The organism is Polynucleobacter sp. JS-JIR-II-50 (assembly GCF_018687895.1).
GTDB lineage: Bacteria > Pseudomonadota > Gammaproteobacteria > Burkholderiales > Burkholderiaceae > Polynucleobacter.
This window is the reverse complement of the sequence record NZ_CP061307.1, coordinates 745,607-768,086: the sequence shown is the minus strand read 5'-3', so window position 1 is coordinate 768,086 and position 22,480 is coordinate 745,607. Positions and strand designations below refer to the sequence as shown.

Genomic DNA, 22,480 nt, shown 5'->3' with positions numbered 1-22,480 from the left:
AGCTAGTCTTTTTGGAGAAATACATTCACAGTTTCAGAAAGCTTCTTATAGCTTTGGAATAAGAATGCATGGCCGCCTTCATAAAAAGCCAACCAAGCAAAGGGGATTTGATTGGCAATCACAACTGAGTTTTTTGGGTTATCGATAATATCCTCACGACCGTCAGCAACTAGAACGGGCACCTTAATTTTCTTCAAATCCTGGTAGTTCTGATTATCAGCATTCCACAGAGTGATACGAGCACGAACTTGGCGCTCCTTAGCTTCTTTAGAGATTACAAAATCATCAGGTATGGTTCCTGCAGCTTTTGCTACCATAAATCTCCCGTATACAACTTTGGCAGCTGCTTTGCCTTCAGGACTAATTGGGAATAACAACTCGAAATTCTCCATAGGAGAAAGGCTTGGATTGTTCAACTCCTCCCCAACCTTTTTATCAATAGCGATCTGATATTTTCCACCGGGATTTGGGGCACACAGAATAACTTTGTTAACCAACTCTGGATGTCTGATAACTAGCTGCTGGCCAATTCGTGCGCCCATTGACCACGAGAACACGTTTACCTTTTTAAAACCCAGTGCCTTAACTAAGCCTGCGGCGTCATCTGCCATTTGCGGGATGGTTGTGTAGTTTTCTTTAGTGTCGGTAGAAAGTCCAGCGCCGCGGTTATCAAAAATGATCAGCTGGTTATTCTTTGACAACTCACCGAGCAGGGCTGGATCCCAAGCACTCATGGTGGCGGCATAGCCCATGATAAGGAGCATGGGGTCCCCTTGGCCTTTTAGGTAGTAGGCTAATTTCACATCTCCTACTTGAGCATACTTAACTTCAGGTTTTTCTTGGGCTTGCACTGGAATGCTGAGGCTTAGAAAAATGAAAAGTGTGCCAACCGTTAAATTAATACCTCGCATTAAAGCGGTAGTCAAAACGCTTAGGGAGCTATTAAGAGCTATCATAAAGTCCTAGGTTGGATTGGTTTTAAAGAGTCATACTAGCATTTCAATATAGCGCTAATCGAGAATGTCTCATTACTCGACCTTGGTCAAGGATCATATTGGCGCATTATTTGACAGTCAAAGAAAAACCACCCAAAGGTGGTTTTTTTATATCGCCAAGAATCTTTTAACTTGCTAGCTGAGCTGCCTGTGCGCAATTATTGATAGCAGGCTTGCCGGCCAAGCGATCTTTAATCCAGGGTAGGTAGAGCTGCTTGGAAGATCCAGGAGTTGTGAAATGAGTGTTGTCGCCCGGCAACTCAACCCTATTAACATTGCCTCCTAATTTACACATCTGCTCCTGATAGAGCTTACCCATGATTGGGGGATTCGTGGTGTCCTTATTACCCCAATAAATCACTACCGGTGCAATAGGTTTTTCAGGATTCACGCTGCCCTTGACCATGGCTTTTGTCCACTCAAGAGAATTGGTGAATTGATCTTTTAATAATGTTTTGTATTGGCTGCTGTAATTGAAATTCAGTGTATCTGCCACAGCATGCATACATTTGTTTCGGATAACCTCATCCAGTACTTTAGCGCCGTCAGTTGTAAAGATATCGGTGAGTTTTAGATTTGGATTACCAGCCCTCACACCCCACATACTCATTGCCATATGTGAAAAATCAAAAACATTGCCAGTGAACATCTTAACGATTCCACTTAATGATTTTTGTGCGCTCACTTCATCTACTGTTGAGTTGGGCATCATGATGGCAATATCATCTGGAGCCAAGGCAACCACGCCAACGAGCTCAATGCCATCGGCAATTGTTCCCTTTTTGGAGATGTATTCTGGCATGCTTGCTGCAGCAACTACAGCGCCACCACCCTGCGACCAACCATAGATAATCGTCTTCTTACCGGCGCCAGCCTCCTTTAAGGCACTAGCAGCTCTAGCCGAATCAATCATATCCATGGCATTGGTTGCTGCTAAAGCATATTGATGCTCGCCTCCACCACCCAGGCCTTGGTAATCCGTTGCAACTACTACATATCCGTCTTTGATAAATTCTTCAATACTAGGGATGCCGTAATCCGTCCAAGAATTTCCGCCAACTAAAAAGTATTCATTGAGGGGTGCTGTTGGATTAAGAACTTGTGAAGGGCCGCAATTTTGTGCAGCGCCAGTAGTCCCATGCCCCCAAGCCATGATAGGCCTACCCTCTTTCGGTGGAGTGCCAATCGGGGCTACTACCAAGCCAGTAGCAAGATGCTTACGCCCGCCAACATCAGATGTGACGTAGGCAATCTTCCAAGCTTGAGCACCCTGAACAGACGTCTTAATTTTTTCCTTTTTCAGAATTTGTCCGAGCTTACCATCGGGACTCATTTTGATAACCTCCTCATAAAAAGGAGGAACAGGCGGATCAGCATATACGGCAGTAGAAAGAATACTTAAAGCAGTGCCGAGCGTTAAAACTAAAGTGGAAATAGGAGTCATTTTTTTCATAGCTTAAATGGGTAAGTTAGGATCCAAAAATATCATTAAACAGTAAGATCCAGTGGGCAGCAATACATCCTATTTGCTTCGTTTATATTACTGACCCTTGGTCGCTTTCTTGTTCGCGCGGCGCTCAAAGAAGGTTTCGATTTCTACATAGAAGACCGGTACTAATGCCACCGCAAGGCAGGTAGAGGCAATCATGCCGCTAAATACGGTAATACCTAAGGAGATACGCGCTGCTGCACCTGCACCAGTAGATAGAAGCAAAGGCATGACACCCAAAATAAAGGCAATCGATGTCATGACGATTGGCCTAAAGCGCTCTCTGGAAGCCTCTAGAGCAGCATCAACAAAACTCATACCCTTATGTCTGCACTCAATGGCAACCTCAACAATCAAAATCGAGTTTTTACATGAGAGCGCAATCATTAACACTAGGCCAATCTGAACATAAATATTATTTGGCAGGCCTGTTAGCAATAAGGCTAATACAGTTCCGGATAAAGAAAGCGGTACTGCAGTCAAAACAGCTAGCGGCGCTATCCATGTTTCATATTGAGCAGCGAGTACTAAGTACACCAACAAGATGGATAGCGCAAAAATCAAGATCACGGTATTTCCAACTAAATCTTCTTGATAAGACATGCCAGCCCACTGGTACGCGACACCATCTGGCAAAGTCTTGGCGGCTACCTGCGCCAGTACCTTCATCGCCTGTCCAGAGCTATAGCCATCATTGGCAGCACCCAGAACAGCAGCAGAAGGATAAAGCTGGAACTGTGAAGCAAACGCAGGTCCAGTAGTGTCTTTGACATCAATGAAGGATCCAAGCGGAACCATATTGCCACTCTTATTTTTTACATAGAGTCGATTCACCTGCTCTATAGCATTGCGGTACTTACCATCAGCCTGAACATACACTTGGTAGGTTTGGCCGTATTTGAAGAATTGATTGACGTAAGAGGATCCAAGATAGGATTGCAATACATCGTAAGCATCCCCAATATCAACGCCAAAAGTTTCAGCCCTACCTACATTGAAGGTGAGTTGGAGTTGCGGAACATTATTTTGGAATGGCGTAAAGATCATCATGATCTCTGGATGCTTTTGCGCCTCAGCAATAAAGGTCTTAGCGGCAGCATCTAACTTAGCAAAATTGTTACTGCCATCCGTCAACATCAGTCTCATCTCAAAACCACCCGATAGACCTAAGCCCGGAATGGCTGGCGGCAAGAGCACAAAAGACTTAAGCTCTTGAACTTGCTTAAGGCCTTGATTCATATTGTTATAGATATCACGCAGGCCCTCACCTTTGCCCCGCTCTTCCCATTTCTTCATGATGACGTATAAGCCGCCCGCATTGGATTGGGAGCTACTGTTGTTAAGTAAGTTAATGCCGCCGATCACCACAACCGTGTCAACACCAGGAACCTTCTTGATGACATCAACTGCTTTTTTCATCCCATCCTCGGTCCGCTGCAAAGAGGCTGCATCAGGCAAGGTAGTTGAAACCACCAAATAGCCTTGGTCTTCGTTTGGAATAAAGCCAGATGGTACAAACATCAAGCCGATGAGAGAGGCGGCAATAATCACAATGCCCACCATCGATGCTTTAGCTCGATTCTTCATCAAGCCTTCAATTTTGTGTCCATACCAAGTGGCTAAGCGATTGAAATACAAATCAAATTTTTGATAGAGCTTATTTTTAACCTTGTTAGGGTCAATCGGCTTGAGATACTGCGCTGACTGGGTTGGCTTCAGAGTAATCGCATTGATACCGCTAATCAAAGCAGTTGCTGCAATTACCAAAGCAAACTGTCGATACATTTGTCCGGTAATTCCAGCAATAAACGAAGCAGGAATAAACACGGCCATCAAGACCAAGGTAATACCAATAATCGGGCCCATCAAAGCAGTCATGGCATCAATTGCACCCTGCTTTGGATCCTCGCCCCCTTCTACCTTCTTGGAAACCGCCTCAACCACCACAATCGCATCATCGACCACAATGCCGATACATAAAACGATCGCGAACAAGGTCAGCAAGTTGATAGAGAAACCAAGTGCGGCCATACAAGCAAATGCGCCAATAATCGTGACAGGCACTGTTGTTGCAGGTACCAGCGTGGCACGCCAGTTCTGCAAGAAAATCATGATTACGAGTAAAACTAAGATGCCCGCCTCGTAGAGGGTTTTATAAACCTCATGAATAGAGGCCTTAACAAACATCGTGGTATCAAATGGAATGGCCCAAGTCACTTCCTTTGGAAGCGTCTTGGCAATACTCTTCATCTCATCCTGAACTGCTTGTGCGGTAGCAATCGCATTGGCGCCCGGCATTTGGTAAATAGCTATGCCACCTGCAGGTTTGTCATCAATCTTAAAGAGCTGACTGTAGTTCTGACTACCCATTTCTATTCTGGCGATATCACGCAAGTACGTGATTTCAGCCTTGTTACCAGCCTTGACAACAATTCTGCCGAACTGCTCAGGCGTTGTCATAGCACTAGTGACATTGAGTGTCAGCTGAAAATCTTGACCCAGCGGTGTTGGTGGGGCGCCAATTTGACCCGCCGTGAGCAAGACGTTTTGCCGATTAATGACGGCAATCACATCACTTGGAGTTAGATTGCGCATCTTGAGTTGGGCTGGGTCAAGCCAAACTCGCATACTGTAATTGCCCACACCAAAGACGTTGGCAGCAGCTACGCCCGGTAATCGCGCTAAGCGTTGCTGTAACTTGAGATTTGCCAAGTTACTTAAAAATAAGCCGTCATGCTCCGGATTAGATGAAGTCAGGGTTACGAACTGCAGAATGGCAGTTGATTGTGTTTTGGTTGTGACGCCCTGTTTTTGAACTGCCTGCGGTAAGGAAGGAAGCGCAATAGCCACTCGGTTTTGCACATTGACCTGAGCTAAATCAGGGTTCGTACCCACCTTAAAAGTAACGGTAAGGGTATAGTTTCCGTCATTGGTGGATGCGGACTCCATGTAGAGCATGCCATCAACACCATTCACCTGAGTTTCAATATTACTCGCTACTAACTGCTGTACAAGCGTGGCGCTTGCACCTGGATATCGTGCTGTTACCTGAATCGTGGGTGGAACGATATTTGGGTACTGAGCAATCGGCAAGCTATTAATGGATACCGCTCCAATCAATAGCATGACCAGAGCAATCACATTGGCCAGTACCGGCCGTTCGATAAAAAATTTAGAGAGCATGATTATCGAGCTGGCATTGCCTCAAGCGTAACCTGTGTTGGGTTAGCAATTTGGTTAATGCTTAGATTAATAAACCCATTAATAACCACCTTGCTATCTGGCATCAATCCTTTGCTGATCTCGACATACTTCTCAAAGCGCTGACCTAAGCTAATGTCTTGACGTTGCGCTCGCATGGCATTATCCAAAACAAAAACATAATCACCCACCTGATCCGTCATTACAGCAGTCTTAGGTAGCAGTAAAGCCTGCCTTGGCGCGCCATACTGAGCCATAACCCGAGCATATAAACCCGGAATTAATTGGTAGTTCTCATTTTTGAAGATTGCCCGCAATTGCAAGGACCCAGTCTCTGTAGAAATCAAATTAGCGGCGTAATCCAAAACACCTTCAAAAGGATATCCAACCTCGCCTTGAAGACCGGCATAGATAGGCAAGGTATTTACTTCAGACTTACGTTCTGCGTTTGCATCTTGACTCTTTTGAAACTTTAAGTAATCCCTCTCATTAATAGAGAAGTACACATAAATAGGTGAGATTTGCTGAATAGTAGAGAGTTGCACACCCTTTGTAGTGGAATCTAAATAGGTACCGACATCCAATAAGTGCCTTCCCATGAGCCCATCAAAAGGCGCCCTGATTTCGGTATAGCCCAAATTAATCTTTGCGAGCGTTAAATTAGCCTCCGATTGCTGGTATTGCGATAAAGCCTTATCAACGGCAGCTTGAGAGGTTGCATTCTCTTTGAGCAAAGATTTTTGACGGCCATACTCAAGCTTCGCCTCGGTATAAATTGCCTGCTTTAATTTCACCTCTTGTATATATTGGTCTTGCTCAATGACAAACAGAAGATCGCCCTTCTTCACCATCGCTCCGTCAGCAAAACCAATCTTAGTAAGGTAGCCCTTAACGCGCGCATCCAAGTTCACTGTGAGGTATGGGTCCACCAGACCATCAAAGGTCGCAAAACTGCGGATCTCTTGAGACAGTGGTTGAGCGGTTGTCACTGGAATTGGGGTCTGCTTAATTTCTTTGCCACAAGACTTCAAGCAAATCAGCGCAATCAAAGCAACGAGAACAAATAAAGAAACTCCAATTGTGCGTGGTGAAAGTTTCTTCTTGAGAATAGGAATCTCAACCGTGCTTAGCTTTACTAGGAATGCATTCCATTTTCCTAAGAGCGAGTCCCATAGAGTTATAAGCTTCCCCCACAAGGGCATCAGCAAAAGTTTGGCTTTTATTAATAGATCTTTCATGGCGCAGCACTTCCCTGGGTCGGCGGAGTCGTTATATTTAATGGTGTATTTAAAGTAGCCGGCACTGTAGTTTGTGCGGGCTTTGATGGATCAGGGGCATCTACCAAAAACTTGCCAGCCTTCACCGTTAATGGATCACCTGTCCTGGTGAGAACAGAGCCCCAATCAGTGCGATCAGCCATATCGGCAATCATCTGGTCTGGCAACTTGGGAGGACTCATGTCCGCAGCCCAACCGCCACCAAGCGCTTTAAATGCGCCTACATATCCAATAAGCTCATTTGATGAAGTTTGGACTAAGGAGTTTTGGATATTTAATAGATTCTGTTGAGCAGTAATCACCGTGGTGTAATCATTCTGCCCAGCCTTATAACGCTCAAGAGCTAAATCTGCAGCACTTTGTGCCGCAATCACACCGCGGGTTAAATCTTCTTTTGAACTTTTAGTGGTCGAGATAGTAATGAGCGAATCTTCAACTTCCTTCTGGGCATTCAAGACTTGATTTTGATAGGCCAACAGACTCTGCTGGAAAATAGCGTCCTGCACGCGGACTTGATCCACAATTGCGCCTCTATAAAACAGCGGCAAGTAAAGTCCGGCATTTACCCCAGAAGAGTTGTTGCCCCAACTAAATAAATTGGCAGAGGATAAAGTTCCGTAATTTGAGGTGGCATAACCAAAGATGCCACCTAAGGTAAATGTTGGGAACAGTTGCGCCTTGCTTACGCCAATTAAGGCGGATTTAGAGGCGGCATCAAATTCGGCCTGCAGAACATCTGGGCGACGACGTAATAAATCCCTTGGCATACCAACGCCAAGCTCAGATGGAGGCTTCAGACTTCCCTTAGTATTTCCGTAAGTCTTTTCATAGTACTCGGGAGGCTCGCCTAGCAAAATACTCATGGCATGCTGGTTTTTCTTTAAATTCGCGATCAAAGCCGGAATCTGCGCCTTTGTCTGCTCATACTGGGCTTGCGCCTGACTCAGATCCAACATCGAGGTGGCACCGTATTTAAAGCGCGCGCCTGCAATACGTAAACTTTCTTTTTGCAAAGCTAGATTGGTTTTAGCAACCATGATCAGCTCCTCATAGTTGCGGATATTGATGTAAGTATTCGCAACATCTGCAGTTAAAGACACATCTGCCGAGTAGAAGGCTGCAACCCCCGATAAATATGAGGTCAATGAACTTTGGATTCCACGACGATTCTTGCCCCAAAAATCAATCTCCCAACTCATTTGAACTAAGGCATTTTTAGAGACCAGATTATTGGAATCATTAATCGCCTCTTGTATTGCGCTATTTCGATTGTTGGAATAGGAAGCACTTAAATTAAGAGTTGGTAATAATGCGGCATCACTCACACCCAGTTGTGCCTGCAGTTGGTATATCCGTAGCGCAGTTTGTTGCAAAGTAAGGTTTTGGGCTGTCGCTTGCTTTAATAAGACATTGAGAGTCGGATCATTAAAGCTTTTCCACCACTCCACTGGGTCCAGAATCTTGTTTGAGTTTTCACCCAAAGATTCGGTAAATTCCGTTTGAGCTGTGGGCTTATATTGATCCACTGCCTTAACAGGGGGTCTTGCAAAATCTGGGCCAACCATCATGCAACCGGCAAGCATCAAGGTGCCAGAAATTATGAGTGCATGGGTAATCGTGTTTCTAGGTAATGGCATTCAAGAGCTTAATTTTTAAACTGATTGCCTTGTCTAAGGGCGGAAATTATCGATACTAATCATAAGGATAAAGCAAGATTCAGAATGCTGGGCTAGTGTAAGCCCTAGGCCTGCGGATTAAGACTTTTGGATCTGCGCAATCACCGGAGCGTGGTCCGAAGGCTGCTCCCAGGCTCTAGGCACTTTATCTACCGTGCTAGCACTACATCTTCCCTTGAGCGCCTCACTCAACAAAATGTGATCAATGCGCATGCCGGCATTTCTTCTGAAACCCATCATGCGGTAATCCCACCAACTAAAGGTTTTTGGTGCCTGCTCAAACATTCTGAATGAATCATGGAGTCCAAGCTTAATCAGATCTTGAAATGCTTCACGCTCTGGTGGTGAAACTAGGTTCTGCCCCTCCCATGCCTTAGGGTCATGAACATCTTCATCTGCCGGAGCAATATTGAAGTCACCCAAGAGTGCCAAGCGTTCATTCTGTTGGAGTTCTTCTGTTAACCAAGTTTGCAATGCCTTCAACCAGCCTAGTTTGTATTGGAACTTGTCGCTATCGGGCGATTGCCCATTTGGAAAATAGGCTGATACCAGCCTCATCGGTTTCGTACCAGCAAAGCACACTGTCGCCGCGAGGATGCGCTGCTGCTCATCTTCGTAGTTGGGTATGTTTCTAGTGGGCTTCAGAAAGGCTGTTTCTATATCTGAAGCGATAGGTGCGAGTGCCGCTTTACGCAAGATGATCGCAACGCCGTTATAAGTCTTTTGACCAGCAGCCAAACTGAGGTAACCCGCATCTTCCAGCTCTTTATGGGGGTACTTATCATCCGTAAGCTTAAGCTCTTGCAAGCAAAGCGCATCAATCGGCTGTTTCTTGCTTTCCTGATCCTGCAACCAACGAAGCACTTGTGGAAGGCGAACCTTTAAGGAGTTCACATTCCACGCGGCTATTCGAACCGAATCAGTCATCAATACCGAGCTCTTGCAACTTACGAGTAATCGTATTACGTCCAATACCTAGACGCTGAGCAGCCTCTACTCTTCTGCCACGAGTAACTTCTAAAGCTGCCTGCAATACCGCCTTTTCAAAACGTGCGGTCAAGGCATCAAAAACTTCTTTATCACCATCTTGCAACATCTTGACAGCCAGGCGACCCAAACCATTCTCCCAGTCACCTACAGGAACCTTGGCAGCAACGGGATTACTTGGCGAAGACTCGCCGTGAATAACGATGGGTTGTTCACTCGCTTCCGAAACAATGTCAGCTGGAAGATCGCTTACACCGATGACGTTTGCAGACGTCATGACTGTTAACCAGTGACATAAGTTCTCTAATTGACGTACGTTTCCTGGAAAAGGCATTGCGCTCATTTCTTTTAAGACTTCATCTGACAATTTTTTAGGTTCAACGCCCAAAGACTTGGCGCAGCTCAACATAAAATGTCTAGCTAACATTGGAATGTCTTCACTACGCTCATGTAATGAAGGCATACGCAAACGAATCACATTCAGGCGATGCAACAAGTCTTCCCGGAAGAACCCAGCAGCTACCCTAGCATCCAGATTTTGATGTGTCGAAGCAATGATCCGAACATTTGCCTTAATCGGATCATGTCCACCGATGCGATAAAAATGTCCGTCAGTCAGAACGCGGAGTAAACGGGTTTGAAGATCAAATGGCAAGTCTCCTACCTCACCCAAGAATAGAGTGCCGCCGTCAGCCTGCTCAAAACGACCTCGGCGCAAAGTCTGCGCACCCGGGAAAGCACCGCGCTCATGACCAAATAACTCTGACTCCAATAAATCCTTTGGCACAGCTGAAGTACTTAAGGAGATAAACGGACCTTTGGCGCAAGGGCTATGCTTATGCAAGGCATGGGCAACCAACTCTTTGCCTGTACCAGACTCACCAGTAATGAGTACCGTGGCGTTAGATTGCGCTAAGCGCCCAATCGCGCGGAAAATTTCCTGCATTGCTGGTGCTTGCCCAATAATCTCAGTGGCGTCTTGCCTCCACGCAGTTAACTCTTTCGCACCAGAGTCATTACGAATACCCTGCTCTACCGCACGATGAATTAATTCAATCGCCTTTTCGACATCAAAAGGTTTGGTGAGATATTCAAAGGCGCCACCTTGAAATGAGGAGACGGCAGAATCTAAATCAGAATATGCCGTCATGATGATGACCGGTAAATTCGGGTGACTTGCTTTCACGTGCTGCAATAAATCCAAGCCATTACCACGTGGCATACGGATATCAGAAATCAGCACCTGAGGAGATTCTTTTTCGAGAGCATTGAGCACATCATTTGGATTAGAGAAGCTCTTATGCGGAATATTTTCACGCGCTAGAGCTTTTTCTAAGACCCAACGAATAGATTGATCATCGTCAACGATCCAAATTGGTTTCATGATGCTTTCTCCTGCCTACGGTATGGAATTTGAATATGAAAATCGGTGCGCCCTGGACGGCTATTACAAGCAATAGATCCCTGATGCTGCTGTACAAAGGTTTGCGCTAGGGTAAGGCCAAGACCACTGCCGCCCTCCCTTCCCGAAACTAGTGGGAAGAAGATGCGCTCAATAATTTCTTCTGGAATGCCGGGCCCGTTGTCAATCACATGCAGATCCATTGCCAATTTGTAACGATGCTTTGCAATCGTAACGGAACGTGCCACACGGGTCTTCAGTTCAATTTGTGCAATACCACTGCCAATCTCTTCTGAAAGCGCTTGTGCAGCGTTATGCACAATATTTAAAGTTGCCTGAATCAATTGTTCGCGGTCACCAAGTACATCAGGAAGACTTGTGTCGTAGTTGCGAATAATTCGTAAACCTTTTGGAAACTCTGCCAACACTAGACTACGCACGCGCTCTAATGCTTCGTGCACATTGAAGGATTCCATCACATGCGCTTTGCGATGCGGCGCTAAGAGACGATCAACCAAAGTCTGCAAACGATCTGACTCTTTAATAATGACTTGCGTGTACTCGCGCAAGCCTTTGTCAGGTAACTCAAACTCTAATAGCTGAGCTGCCCCACGAATACCGCCCAATGGGTTTTTAATCTCATGCGCCAAATTACGCATTAATTGTTTATTTGCCTCAACTTGCTGCGTGACGCGTTCATCACGCTCACTACGCAACTGTTGATCGATCGGAAACCACTCCATCATGATCAGTGCGGGATCCTCCAAAGCTGCAACCACTACGTGTGCCGGCATGGAATCTTGATGAATGCTGCCCGGCAATGAATGCAAAACCATTTCTTGGCGTTGGGCCAATACATGACCCTGTTTCACCTCAGAAATCATGTCACTTAATGCTAAGTTATCGCCAAATAAATGATGCACAGATTGACCCTCAAGTGATTTACGCGAGAGATCCAAGGCTGACTCAGCAGCCGGGTTCACGTACACCAATTGTTGGGTCTCAGCCTCAAATACCACGATGGCATTGGGCATCTGATCAAGCAATGTCGGAAAAAAAGGAGCAGCCGAAGCTGCTCCCTTGAACGAATTGCGCAACAGACCTGCGCTCAAGTTCTCTCCTTCGCTTACAGGGAGTAGTACATATCAAATTCGATTGGATGAGTAGTCATACGGAAACGTGTGACATCTTCCATCTTCAAATTGATATATGCATCAATCATAGATTCAGTAAATACTCCACCGCGAGTCAAGAACTCGTGATCTTTCTTCAATGCGTCCAATGCCTCTTCCAAGCTCGCGCAAACGGTTGGAATCTTTGCATCTTCTTCTGGTGGCAAGTCATACAAGTTCTTGTCAGCAGCTTCGCCTGGATGAATCTTATTCTGCACCCCATCCAAACCAGCCATCAGCAATGCTGAGAAGCAGAGGTATGGGTTAGCCAATGGATCTGGGAAACGAGTTTCAATACGACGACCCTTAGGATTAGGAACGTGTGGAATACGAATTGAAGCAGAACGGTTACGTGCTGAGTAAGCCAATTTCACCGGAGCCTCAAAGCCTGGAACCAAACGCTTGTATGAGTTTGTACCTGGGTTGGTAATTGCATTCAATGCTTTAGCGTGCTTGATGATGCCGCCAATGTAGAACAATGCAAACTCTGACAAACCTGCATAACCGTTACCAGCAAACAAGTTCTCACCGTTCTTCCAAACGGATTGGTGAACGTGCATACCAGAACCGTTATCGCCAACTACTGGCTTAGGCATGAAAGTTGCTGTCTTGCCATAAGCATGAGCAACGTTATGAATGACATACTTCTGCCAGATAGTCCAGTCAGCGCGTTGAGTCAATGTGCTGAACTTAGTGCCCAATTCGTTTTGGCCTTGGCCAGCAACTTCATGGTGATGAACTTCAACTGGAATACCCAATGATTCAAGAATCAAACACATTTCAGAACGCATGTCCTGGAATGTATCTACAGGAGCAACTGGGAAGTAACCGCCTTTTTTACCTGGACGGTGACCAGTATTACCACCTTCGATTTCTGCACCAGATGACCATGGAGCCTCTTCGGAATCAATCTTCACGAAGCAACCCTGCATATCGGCACCCCAACGCACACCATCAAAAATGAAAAACTCTGGCTCTGGACCAAAGTAAGCAGCGTCACCTAAGCCGGTACTCTTCAAATACGCTTCAGCGCGCTTAGCGATAGAACGTGGATCGCGATCGTAACCTTTGCCATCAGCTGGCTCGATAACGTCACATGTGAGAACCAAAGTTGGCTCTTCATAAAATGGATCGATGTAAGCAGCTGTTGGATCTGGTTTGAGCAACATATCTGAAGCTTCAATACCCTTCCAACCAGCGATAGAGGAACCGTCAAATGCATGACCGCTCTCAAATTTATCTTCGTCAAAAGCAGAGATAGGAACTGTCGTGTGTTGTTCTTTACCCTTTGTATCCACAAAGCGGAAATCAACGAAAGTACATTCTTTCTCTTTAACCAACTTCATCACATCAGCGACGGTCTTCGTCATGCAAATCTCCTCTATTAACTAAATTCGGAATCAAAACTTAAGGCATACACCCTTGTTCATTCCAGGCACCAAACATGCCTACTGGATGTATGTAATTTACTGAAGCAAACAAACGGGAGCACTCATTATTGCACTGTTTAAGTGCTGAAATACCCCTCATATAAGCTCAAATATCTCTATTTGCACTTTTTTAGTGCAAATAGCTTAGCTGATATCGTGGATTTCGTAACCCAACTCTTCTGTACCCGCTCTCAAAGCAATCCAAGCGCTTTCAAGAAGGTTGGCGTTGCCCTTAATGCCCAGCTCAATATGGCGCTGGGCATATACACCACCCCTAGAGGAATCGCCTACGGATGGAAGGCTAAATACCTTCACCCCCGGAAAATTGGCCTCTATACGCTCCATCAAGGGGGTTAAGGTCGATTCAATTCCCTTGGGTACGATAAAACTTTGCTCAGCCCAATTTTCTTGATGGAAAAGGTCTTTGTAATAAGTGTCCAAGCACCAAGCCATCATGGGTGCAGCCATTACCGGAAAGCCCGGAACAAAATGATGTTCCTGAATCCGAAAGCCGGGAATCTGGTTATAGGGATTGGGAATAATTTCACTACCAATCGGAAACTCCCCCATCTTGAAGCGATGCTGGTTTTCTGGAGTACTTAAATCCGACTTGATGGGATCACCTTCAGCCATTGACTGAATGCGACCAGCAATCAATTCTTGCGCAGTTGGATGTAATTGCGTTTTCGTACCAAGCGCAAGTGCCGCGCATTGACGGGTGTGATCATCTGGCGTCGCGCCAATGCCACCAGTACTAAAGACGACATCGCCACTTGCAAAACTATCTTTGAGTGTTGCAGTAATTTGCTCAGGATCATCGGCAACGTATTTAGCCCATGCAAGACTGAGGCCGCGCTCATTAAGCAACTCGATGAGCTTACTCATATGTTTATCTTGTCGACGGCCTGACAAGATCTCATCGCCAATCACGATTAAACCAAAGCGACGCTGGGCTTTGCTCGGCACTTCTATTTCAACTTTTTTCATTGCATCAACCATGGTAAGGCAGTTCCATATCAACAATACGCGATTGCACTGTGAGCGCCTGGTCCAACTCTTCTTCCCTCAATTGCTTGAGCGCATCTAATAAGAAGTAGCTAAACCATAAAGCAGCAAACACAAAAATCAGAGAATAAATCCAAAGAGCGATAAAGCTCACTATTGGAAACAAAACTAACGCTAATGCGGAGGTAGCCCAAAAGAAAGTTGGCACTGCACCCAACATCCCGGATGCAATACCCATACAGAACAATGGCCAACGATACCTTTGCAGCAGGAGATCCCGCTCTTCTGAGCTGGCATGCTTTGCCAGAACGTCATACGACATCAGGCGCATCGTTAACCATCCCCATAGCAATGGAGGCAAGACAGCCACAAGAGGAGGAACCCACCAAACAGGCAAGGTGAGCATCACCAACGCGAGACAAATGAGGGCTGACCATAGGCTGTAGATCAAACTACCAAAGAAGCCACCACCCTTCTTACACTCCAGATTTTGAAATTGTGATTGCCTAGAGGCGATCTTCACAATCGCAGGTACCGTTGAAAACGCGATGAAGACTAACAAGCTAATCGTAATCAAGGGGATGATGAGCATGACAAAAAATAATGGCGCGATCCATGCCCTAGCATTTTCAAAACCCGCCCAAACTAAACCCTCTTGTATCCAGCTGGTAAAGACAGAAGTTGTTAGAAAGACACCTAATGTCTCTAAAGCTGGCGTCCATGTGAGCCAAATGAGGCAACCCCACAAAACTGAGACGATCAAGAAAGGCCTAAAGCTAAGCCATAACATTCGCGGATGCATGGTTCCAACTAAAGCCATCCCAAATGATTTAAATACTTGCGGTAATCCAATCATACAACTCCTATTGCCCGCAGACCTTTAGTCTACTTAGGCTTGAATTCTTTAGCGGCACGAACCAAGCTTTGCCATTGTTGAGCGAAAATATTTTCTGAAACAGTTAAATTTCTGACTCCCGTAGGATAGATCTCTTTAGTGAAGATGGCGGTTCCGAATAACATATCCCACCACGGAAATAAAATACCAAAATTACAACCGCCCAATACGCCGGGTTTTCCTATAGCCTCATGACCATAGCCCACGGCATGATGCATACGGTGAAACATTGGGGATACCAATAAGTACTTAGCAGACCCTAAGTGAACCTTAATATTGGCATGCTGCCAACTTTGAATAAATTGGCTTAGCGCAATCAACATGATGAATTGTCCTGGAGATACGCCAAACAACAGCGCAAAGAAAGCCATGAGGGTTGCACGCATGATGTCGTCGAGAATGTTATTACGATTATCTGACCAGGCAGTCATTACTGTTTGACTATGGTGCAAGGCATGTAATTGCCACCACCAATTAAATGCATGTGATGCGCGATGGTAAAGGTAATCTATAAAGTCCAGAAGGATGAGATAGATCAAGAAGCTAACAACGGGAACTGATGTCACACCAGGCCACCAGGACTCTACATTCAGGCGATCAAAACGGAAATCATGCAGGATGGAATCAATCTCGAAAAAGAATCCAGATAGGCATATAAAAATCAAGCCATGAAATATTCCTAAGCGATGAAACAAGGTATAGAGGACATCCGCCCTACTCGACTTTGAAAAACGCTCTTGCTTTTCCGCTGGGGCTAGGCGCTCCCACGTTCTTAATACAACCAGAATTAAGAAGAGCTGAACACAACCAAACAAGAACCAATCGATCCCATCAAATACGTCCTCGGCCCAAGACATTAAATCGAATTGGTACAGAATCGGACCCACCATATTGGAAAACAGAAACTCCTGAACGCTGGCATAAGCATTCGCAATCATGGAGGTGACGGTAGTGAGGTCCATGCTTTATTTTGACTGATTTGCAGAATCTTTGGGTAGTAGCCCAAAACAGAAACCACGACCCTTTAGGTTAACAATCAACTGCTCCAAAACCGCAGGTGCCCATGGATCTTTTCTAGACCAAATTCCTAAGTGAGCCATGGTGATATCGCCATCTTTTACACCCCCGCTCGCTTTTTCCAAAAGCACATGATTGGGATGCTTCTCGGAGCTCAACTCATCACCTAAGAAACCAGCAGGTGCCCAGCCAATATGCTGATAGCCGCACATATCACCCATTCGAATCAAGGTAGGCGAAGTTTTACCTCCGGGAGCACGCCAGATTTTCTGCAGCGGCTGATTTGTCATTTCTTGAAAGCGCTGATCAACCCGACGAATCTGCTTACACATTGCCGCCTCGTTATACAAAACAGTTTCTCCTGCCTTTGGACCAAATTGCGGCCTCTCAAAAACCTGCCCCTTAGGGCCATCCTTTACAAAGTAATCATGGTCGTAGGTATGACTACCAAAATGATTGCCTTCCTTTGCTAATTGCTGCCAAAAGGGTTTCCAAGAATCATCTAAAGCAAAGTCACCGCGATAGGTTTTTTCATTGGCAAGGAAAAAAGTAGCCTTTACGTTTTGCCGCTTGAGAATCTCAGCCACTTTTTCAGCCACTGACATATTGCCAGTATCGAAGGTGAGGTAGACCTTCTTGCTACATTCTGTGGCTTGAGCATTGGCGCCCAATGAAAAACAGCCGAGCATAAGCACGGCTGCGATACGAATGAATGCGTTAGGACTTAGGCGCTTCATGATATTAATTATTCCCATCCAGCCCTTGGAGTGAAAAACACACCATGTGGTGACTTACCAACCGGAATCACTGTTACCAACTTCATTGTTGGGATATCTATTACCCCAACCTTTTTGGAAAAGCGGAAAGTAACCCACATCGTTTTACCATCTGGAGTAATTTCCATATCGTCTGGACCAGCTGGCAGTCCAGTGATATCGCCCACCTTCTCCAGGGTTTGCATGTTGATCAAGCTGATCGTAGAAGCAATGCGGTTGCTTACAAATACATGCTTTTTGTCCCCTAAAGGACGGAAGTTATGGGCACCCTTCCCTGTAGGGATGCGCTTTACTTCTTTGCGATTTTTCCAATCAATCACCTGAACATAGTCTTCGCCCGTAATACCCACTAAGAGGTATTGATCGCCGGGCGTCATCCACAAACCAGCAGGCACTTTACCTGTGGGCATTACCCACAATACATTTTGTGTTTCGAGATCAATTGCGGCAAGCTCACTAGAGTCTTGCAAAGTAATAAATGCGATTTTGCTATCCGATGTAAAAGCAATATGACTAGGTGTCTTACCTAGCTTTACGGTCTTAGCTAATTTAAGATTTGCACTATCGGCAGCATAAATATCCACTCGATCCAGGCGATTGCCATTAGCTATAAACCATTTGTGGTTTGGGGAGTAACCGATTTGGTATGGATCAATAATGTTCGGAATCTTGCCGGTTAACTCACCCGTGGTTGGATTCATCAACACAACATCATTGCCTGCAGCATTGGCAATCAATAGCGATTTTTGATCAGGGGTCATCATGAGGTGATGAGGTTCCTTGCCAACCGGGATTGTTTTAATAACCTCACGCGTGTTCATATCAATCAAACTGACAGATGCAGAACCAGAATTCAGAATCACCGCCAACTTGGGTTGATTTGCAGGAGTTGCTGAGGCTACGGGGCTAGTAGTTTGCCCAAGAGCAGTTTGATTGGCAACCAGAAGTGCCAATAATGCAGAGGTCGCGATTGTGCGAAAACCTCTAATCTTGATAAATTTGTACATCCCTCCATTGTAAGCAATTGGGGAGATTGAATAGGCCTCCAAATCCAGTGGATATGCTTTGGATTTGACCTAGCGCAAGCTTGCTAAAACCTTTTCGAGCCGCTTTAAGGACATGGGGGTTGGGGTTTTGAGCTCTTGAGCATACAAAGCCACCCTCAACTCCTCCAACTGCCAACGAAAATCCGTTAAAGCCTGATCCTCGGCCATCGCATAAGAGGCAGATCCCCTGTTACCCTGCATCAGTTTTTGCCAAGGACGAGCAACCGATTCCCAATCCTTTTGACATTGGGCATCACGACTAGGGTTTGATCGTAATTTATCAATCCGCATTGCAATTGCTTTTAAGTAGCGTGGCAGATGCACCAATTGGGAGTACGGTATCTCCGCCACAAACTTAGGAAAGATTAATCCCTGTATCTGTACCTGTATATCGGTGTAGGCACTTGGCGAAGCCGCTTTTGCACTCGCAATCTTTTTCTGCAAATCGGCATGGGCTTGCAATGCATTTAATGCGTGGCGAGAAATCTCTTGGGCAATAAGTGCCAATCTCGGTTTTCCAGCTTGTAGACGCTCGGTAAATTGTTCTGCATTTGCCGGAAGTTGCTCGGTCATAAAAGCACGCTCAAGGGCAATATTCAGAATCTGATCAATCAAGCCCTCCACCGATCCCACATTGATAAATAGCAAACCCAATTCACGTATACCGGGCAATTGTTTTTGTAGGGCCTTGAGCGTGTCTTTATTGCTCAGAGCAAATAAGCGACGTAGTCCTAAAGCATGCTGTTTACGAGCTTCTTCTAAATCATCAAATACCTCAAGATCACAAAAGTCAACGCGATCTACTAGGGCGGGGTAACCAAACAGAGTTTTATTCCCCTTTTGAATCTCTAATGTTTCTGGCAACTCGCCAAACTCCCAAGCGCGATAGCCGCCCTGCTCTACCTTACGAGTGGTATCGGCGGTATTCGCACCTCCGTTTGCATTAGGTTTAGATTTTTCGCTCGCCGGTGGTTCAACGCCCAACTCAATCTGGGCAGTCTCCTGGGCAATGGCTTGGAAGGCATTGCGAGCAGTCTGACCGTATTCCGATCGTAAGCGAGCTAAGTTGCGCTCTACCTCGAGCTGGCGTCCATGTTCGTCAATCAGACGGAAATTCATCGATGAATGCAGTGGTAATGCCTCTGGCCTAAAGTCAGTTCGTTTAATTTCTAAGCCGCGCTCTTTGCGAATATCGCCAATCAGACTATCTAAAAAATCACCAACGCCAAATTGCTTTTCTTCTAACTTACGCTCAAGAAAGGACTTTGCATAATCCGGCAATGGCACGCAATGGCGCCTTAATTTCTGAGGCAGTGATTTAAGAAGCAGCAATACCTTCTCCTCACACATACCAGGTACTAGCCATTCACAACGACGGCCATCCACTTGATTAAGTTGGGTCAAAGGAACAACAAGGGTTACACCATCCTTTGGGCTGCCGGGCTCGAAGTGATAGGTGAGACTCAGCTGTGCACCACCGACTAACATCGTCTTTGGATAGCGATCTACGGTGATACCAGCTGCCTCATGACGCATCAAGTCCGCTTTTTCTAGGCGAAGTTGAGTATCAAGATCTTTTTCGGTATTCCTATCTTTCGTTAGCCATGCCTTAAGACTTTCACGACTTCGCACTTCCTTAGGTATTCGAGATTCATAAAAAGCAAATAGCAAATCATCGTCTACCAATACATCGGGTCGACGTGAGCGATGTTCTAAGGCTTCGATTTCTTTTATCAAGCGACGGTTATGCCAAAAGAATCCAAACACATTAGGATATTTTTTCTTGGCATCGGTTTCTGTTTCACGCTGGAGCGCAGGTGTATCCATGCGCCCAAACATTTCTTCCTGCACCAGGGCTTGACGAATAAATAACTCTCTGGTCTCTTCGGGGTTGTGCGGCTCATACCGAACCCTACGACCATGATAGATGGGCAAGCCATACAAAGTGCCCCGCTCAAAAGCCATCACCTCGCCCTGACGGTTATCCCAGAAAGGATCGCTAAGGGATTTGATTAGACGATGCGCGGCAACACGCTCGATCCATTGCGGCTCGATCTTTGCAATCGTTCTGGCATACATGCGATTCGTTTCTTGCAATTCACCAGCCAGGATCCAAGCGCCCGCCTTTTTGCCAATAGTAGAACCAGGCCATATGAATGGACGAATACCCCGCGCGCCTACGTAACCACCTGTTTTACTATTGCGATCTTGAGATTTCTCGTCTTCTTCTTTTTTAGCTACATATCCGAGCAAGCCTGTTAATAAAGAAAGGTGTACCTGCTCATATGTTGCGGCCAAAGGATTTTCTTTCCAGCCCTTCTCACCCAGCATGGTATGCAGTTGACCGTGAACATCGCGCCACTCACGCAAGCGACGTGGAGACAGAAACTTACTTTTACACAGACTCTCAAGCTGTCGATTGCTGTGCTTGTGTTGTAGGGCATCTTGATACCAATTCCAGAGTTTGACGAAACTCAGAAACTCAGAGCGCTCATCCGCAAACTGTAGGTGGGCTTGATCGGCGGCGGCAGCTTGGTCCATCGGACGATCACGCGGATCTTGAGTTGCCAAAGCAGATGCAATGATGGCGACTTCTTTTAAGGCACTCTGCTCTTTAGCAGCTAAGAGCATTCTGCCAATGCGCGGATCAAGGGGTAAGTCTGCTAATTGTTTGCCAATAGCCGTGAGCTTGAAGCTGTTATTAATATTCTTACCATCCGCAGACTCTGATTCATCGAATTCAATTGCGCCTAATTCATCTAGAAGTTGCACACCATCGGCAATCGCTCTACCCAAGGGTTTATCAATGAAGGGGAAATACTGAATCTTGGGTAAGCGTAAGGAGCTCATGCGCAACAACACTGCAGCTAACGAGCTACGCAATATTTCTGGATCAGTAAATTTAGGCCGGCCTTGATAGTCTTGCTCGCTATAAAGGCGCACACAGATGCCGTCCGATACACGACCGCAACGACCAGCCCTCTGGTTAGCGGCGGCCTGGGAGATGGGCTCAATCTGTAGTTGCTCTACCTTATTTCGATAAGAGTAGCGCTTGACTCTCGCTAGACCACTATCGATCACATACCGAATGTTCGGCACTGTTAACGAGGTCTCTGCAACATTGGTTGTCAGAATGATGCGTCGTCCATTGCCCGGGCTAAACACCCTCTCTTGCTCAGCGACTGATTGACGTGCGAACAAACTCAAAATCTCTGGATGAAAGCGCTGCTGCAAGACATGATCTTTACGCAATGCCTCTGCGCAATCGCGTATCTCTCGCTCGCCTGGTAAGAAGACCAACACATCACCGGCACCTGCTGCTCCCTCTCGCCATAAGCTGGCGATCCCTTCAGTCACCGCATCCGAAATTTCCTTGGCAGTTTTGGATTCTTTTTTGCCGTCTGGCTTGGCATCCGGTTCTAGCGGTGCATAACGCTGCTCTACCGGAAACAATCTGCCGCTGACTTCGATAACGGGAGCTACCTTGCCATTGATGGCAAAGTGTTCCGCAAAACGTTGGGCATCAATGGTTGCTGAAGTGATGATGAGCTTGAGGTCCGGCCGCTTAGGAAGTAACTGCCTCAGGTAACCCAATAAGAAATCAATATTCAGGCTACGTTCATGCGCCTCATCAATGATAAGTGTGTCATAGGCGCGCAACTGTGGATCTCGCTGAGTCTCAGCCAGCAAGATACCGTCTGTCATTAGCTTGATAGAAGCGGTGTGACTGGACTTGTCAGCAAAGCGTACCTGGTAGCCTACATCCTGGCCAATGGGTGAACCTAGCTCTTGGGCAATTCGCTTAGCCGTAGCGGTAGCTGCAATCCGGCGTGGCTGAGTATGGCCGATGAGCTTGCCACCATTAATCGTGCCTCGACCTAAATCCAAGCAAATCTTCGGTAGCTGGGTAGTCTTGCCTGAGCCAGTCTCACCACACACAATCACTACCTGGTGGCTCTGCAGGGCATCCTTGATCAGCTGACGCTGACCAGAGACCGGCAATTCCTCCGGAAACCGAATTTCTAGCCGGCGTGAGGTGTTGGAAGCAGGCACAGGCTGTGGCATTGCTTTGGGTTTTTGTTGGTTTATAGGCTCTTGCACCCTATAATTTT

General features: G+C 46.1%; 15 protein-coding genes. All 15 read right to left on the bottom strand.

Features of this window, described 5'->3' with window-relative positions; translation table 11 throughout:
• Nucleotides 1-2: 2 nt before the first annotated feature.
• Nucleotides 3-926, bottom strand: coding sequence for an alpha/beta fold hydrolase (locus tag FD963_RS03995; RefSeq protein WP_215363202.1), 924 nt, complete (start codon nucleotides 924-926; stop codon nucleotides 3-5).
• Nucleotides 927-1,122: 196 nt separating this feature from the next.
• Nucleotides 1,123-2,448, bottom strand: a complete 1,326-nt coding sequence (locus FD963_RS03990; protein WP_215363201.1) for a lipase family protein — start codon at nucleotides 2,446-2,448, stop codon at nucleotides 1,123-1,125.
• Nucleotides 2,449-2,535: 87 nt separating this feature from the next.
• Nucleotides 2,536-5,667, bottom strand: a complete 3,132-nt coding sequence (locus tag FD963_RS03985; protein ID WP_215363200.1) for an efflux RND transporter permease subunit — start codon at nucleotides 5,665-5,667, stop codon at nucleotides 2,536-2,538.
• Nucleotides 5,668-5,669: 2 nt separating this feature from the next.
• Nucleotides 5,670-6,923, bottom strand: a complete 1,254-nt coding sequence (locus tag FD963_RS03980; protein WP_215363199.1) for an efflux RND transporter periplasmic adaptor subunit — start codon at nucleotides 6,921-6,923, stop codon at nucleotides 5,670-5,672.
• Nucleotides 6,920-8,599, bottom strand: a complete 1,680-nt coding sequence (locus FD963_RS03975; RefSeq protein ID WP_215363198.1) for an efflux transporter outer membrane subunit — start codon at nucleotides 8,597-8,599, stop codon at nucleotides 6,920-6,922. The genes FD963_RS03980 and FD963_RS03975 overlap by 4 nt, the downstream gene beginning before the upstream one ends.
• Nucleotides 8,600-8,716: 117 nt before the next feature.
• Nucleotides 8,717-9,565, bottom strand: coding sequence for an exodeoxyribonuclease III (gene xth / locus FD963_RS03970; protein ID WP_215363197.1), 849 nt, complete (start codon nucleotides 9,563-9,565; stop codon nucleotides 8,717-8,719).
• Nucleotides 9,558-11,009, bottom strand: a complete 1,452-nt coding sequence (gene ntrC, locus FD963_RS03965) for a nitrogen regulation protein NR(I) (protein ID WP_215363196.1) — start codon at nucleotides 11,007-11,009, stop codon at nucleotides 9,558-9,560. Before ntrC ends, xth begins: the two co-directional genes overlap by 8 nt.
• Nucleotides 11,006-12,061: a nitrogen regulation protein NR(II) gene (glnL, locus tag FD963_RS03960; RefSeq protein WP_251367351.1), complete on the bottom strand. Its 1,056-nt coding sequence runs from the start codon at nucleotides 12,059-12,061 to the stop codon at nucleotides 11,006-11,008. Before glnL ends, ntrC begins: the two co-directional genes overlap by 4 nt.
• Nucleotides 12,062-12,153: 92 nt before the next feature.
• Nucleotides 12,154-13,569, bottom strand: a complete 1,416-nt coding sequence (gene glnA, locus FD963_RS03955; protein WP_215321863.1) for a type I glutamate--ammonia ligase — start codon at nucleotides 13,567-13,569, stop codon at nucleotides 12,154-12,156.
• 204 nt (nucleotides 13,570-13,773) lie between these two features.
• A complete protein-coding gene (locus tag FD963_RS03950) occupies nucleotides 13,774-14,616 on the bottom strand; it encodes a molybdopterin-binding protein (RefSeq protein ID WP_251367314.1) in 843 nt (280 codons plus the stop codon).
• Between the two features lie 4 nt (nucleotides 14,617-14,620).
• Nucleotides 14,621-15,490 carry an EI24 domain-containing protein gene (locus FD963_RS03945; protein WP_215363187.1) on the bottom strand — a complete coding sequence of 290 codons (870 nt, stop codon included), beginning with the start codon at nucleotides 15,488-15,490 and terminating at the stop codon, nucleotides 14,621-14,623.
• A gap of 29 nt (nucleotides 15,491-15,519) precedes the next feature.
• Nucleotides 15,520-16,491 (bottom strand): sterol desaturase family protein, encoded by a 972-nt coding sequence (locus FD963_RS03940; RefSeq protein WP_215363185.1) that lies wholly within the window; start codon nucleotides 16,489-16,491, stop codon nucleotides 15,520-15,522.
• A gap of 3 nt (nucleotides 16,492-16,494) precedes the next feature.
• The gene (locus FD963_RS03935) at nucleotides 16,495-17,301 is read right to left on the bottom strand and encodes a polysaccharide deacetylase family protein (protein WP_251367313.1); all 807 of its coding nucleotides are present in this window, start codon (nucleotides 17,299-17,301) and stop codon (nucleotides 16,495-16,497) included.
• Complete coding sequence (locus tag FD963_RS03930; RefSeq protein WP_215363183.1) at nucleotides 17,292-18,329, bottom strand: cytochrome D1 domain-containing protein; 1,038 nt, start codon at nucleotides 18,327-18,329, stop codon at nucleotides 17,292-17,294. Before FD963_RS03930 ends, FD963_RS03935 begins: the two co-directional genes overlap by 10 nt.
• 69 nt (nucleotides 18,330-18,398) lie before the next feature.
• Nucleotides 18,399-22,469: an ATP-dependent RNA helicase HrpA gene (gene hrpA / locus FD963_RS03925; RefSeq protein WP_371818485.1), complete on the bottom strand. Its 4,071-nt coding sequence runs from the start codon at nucleotides 22,467-22,469 to the stop codon at nucleotides 18,399-18,401.
• Nucleotides 22,470-22,480 lie beyond the last annotated feature (11 nt).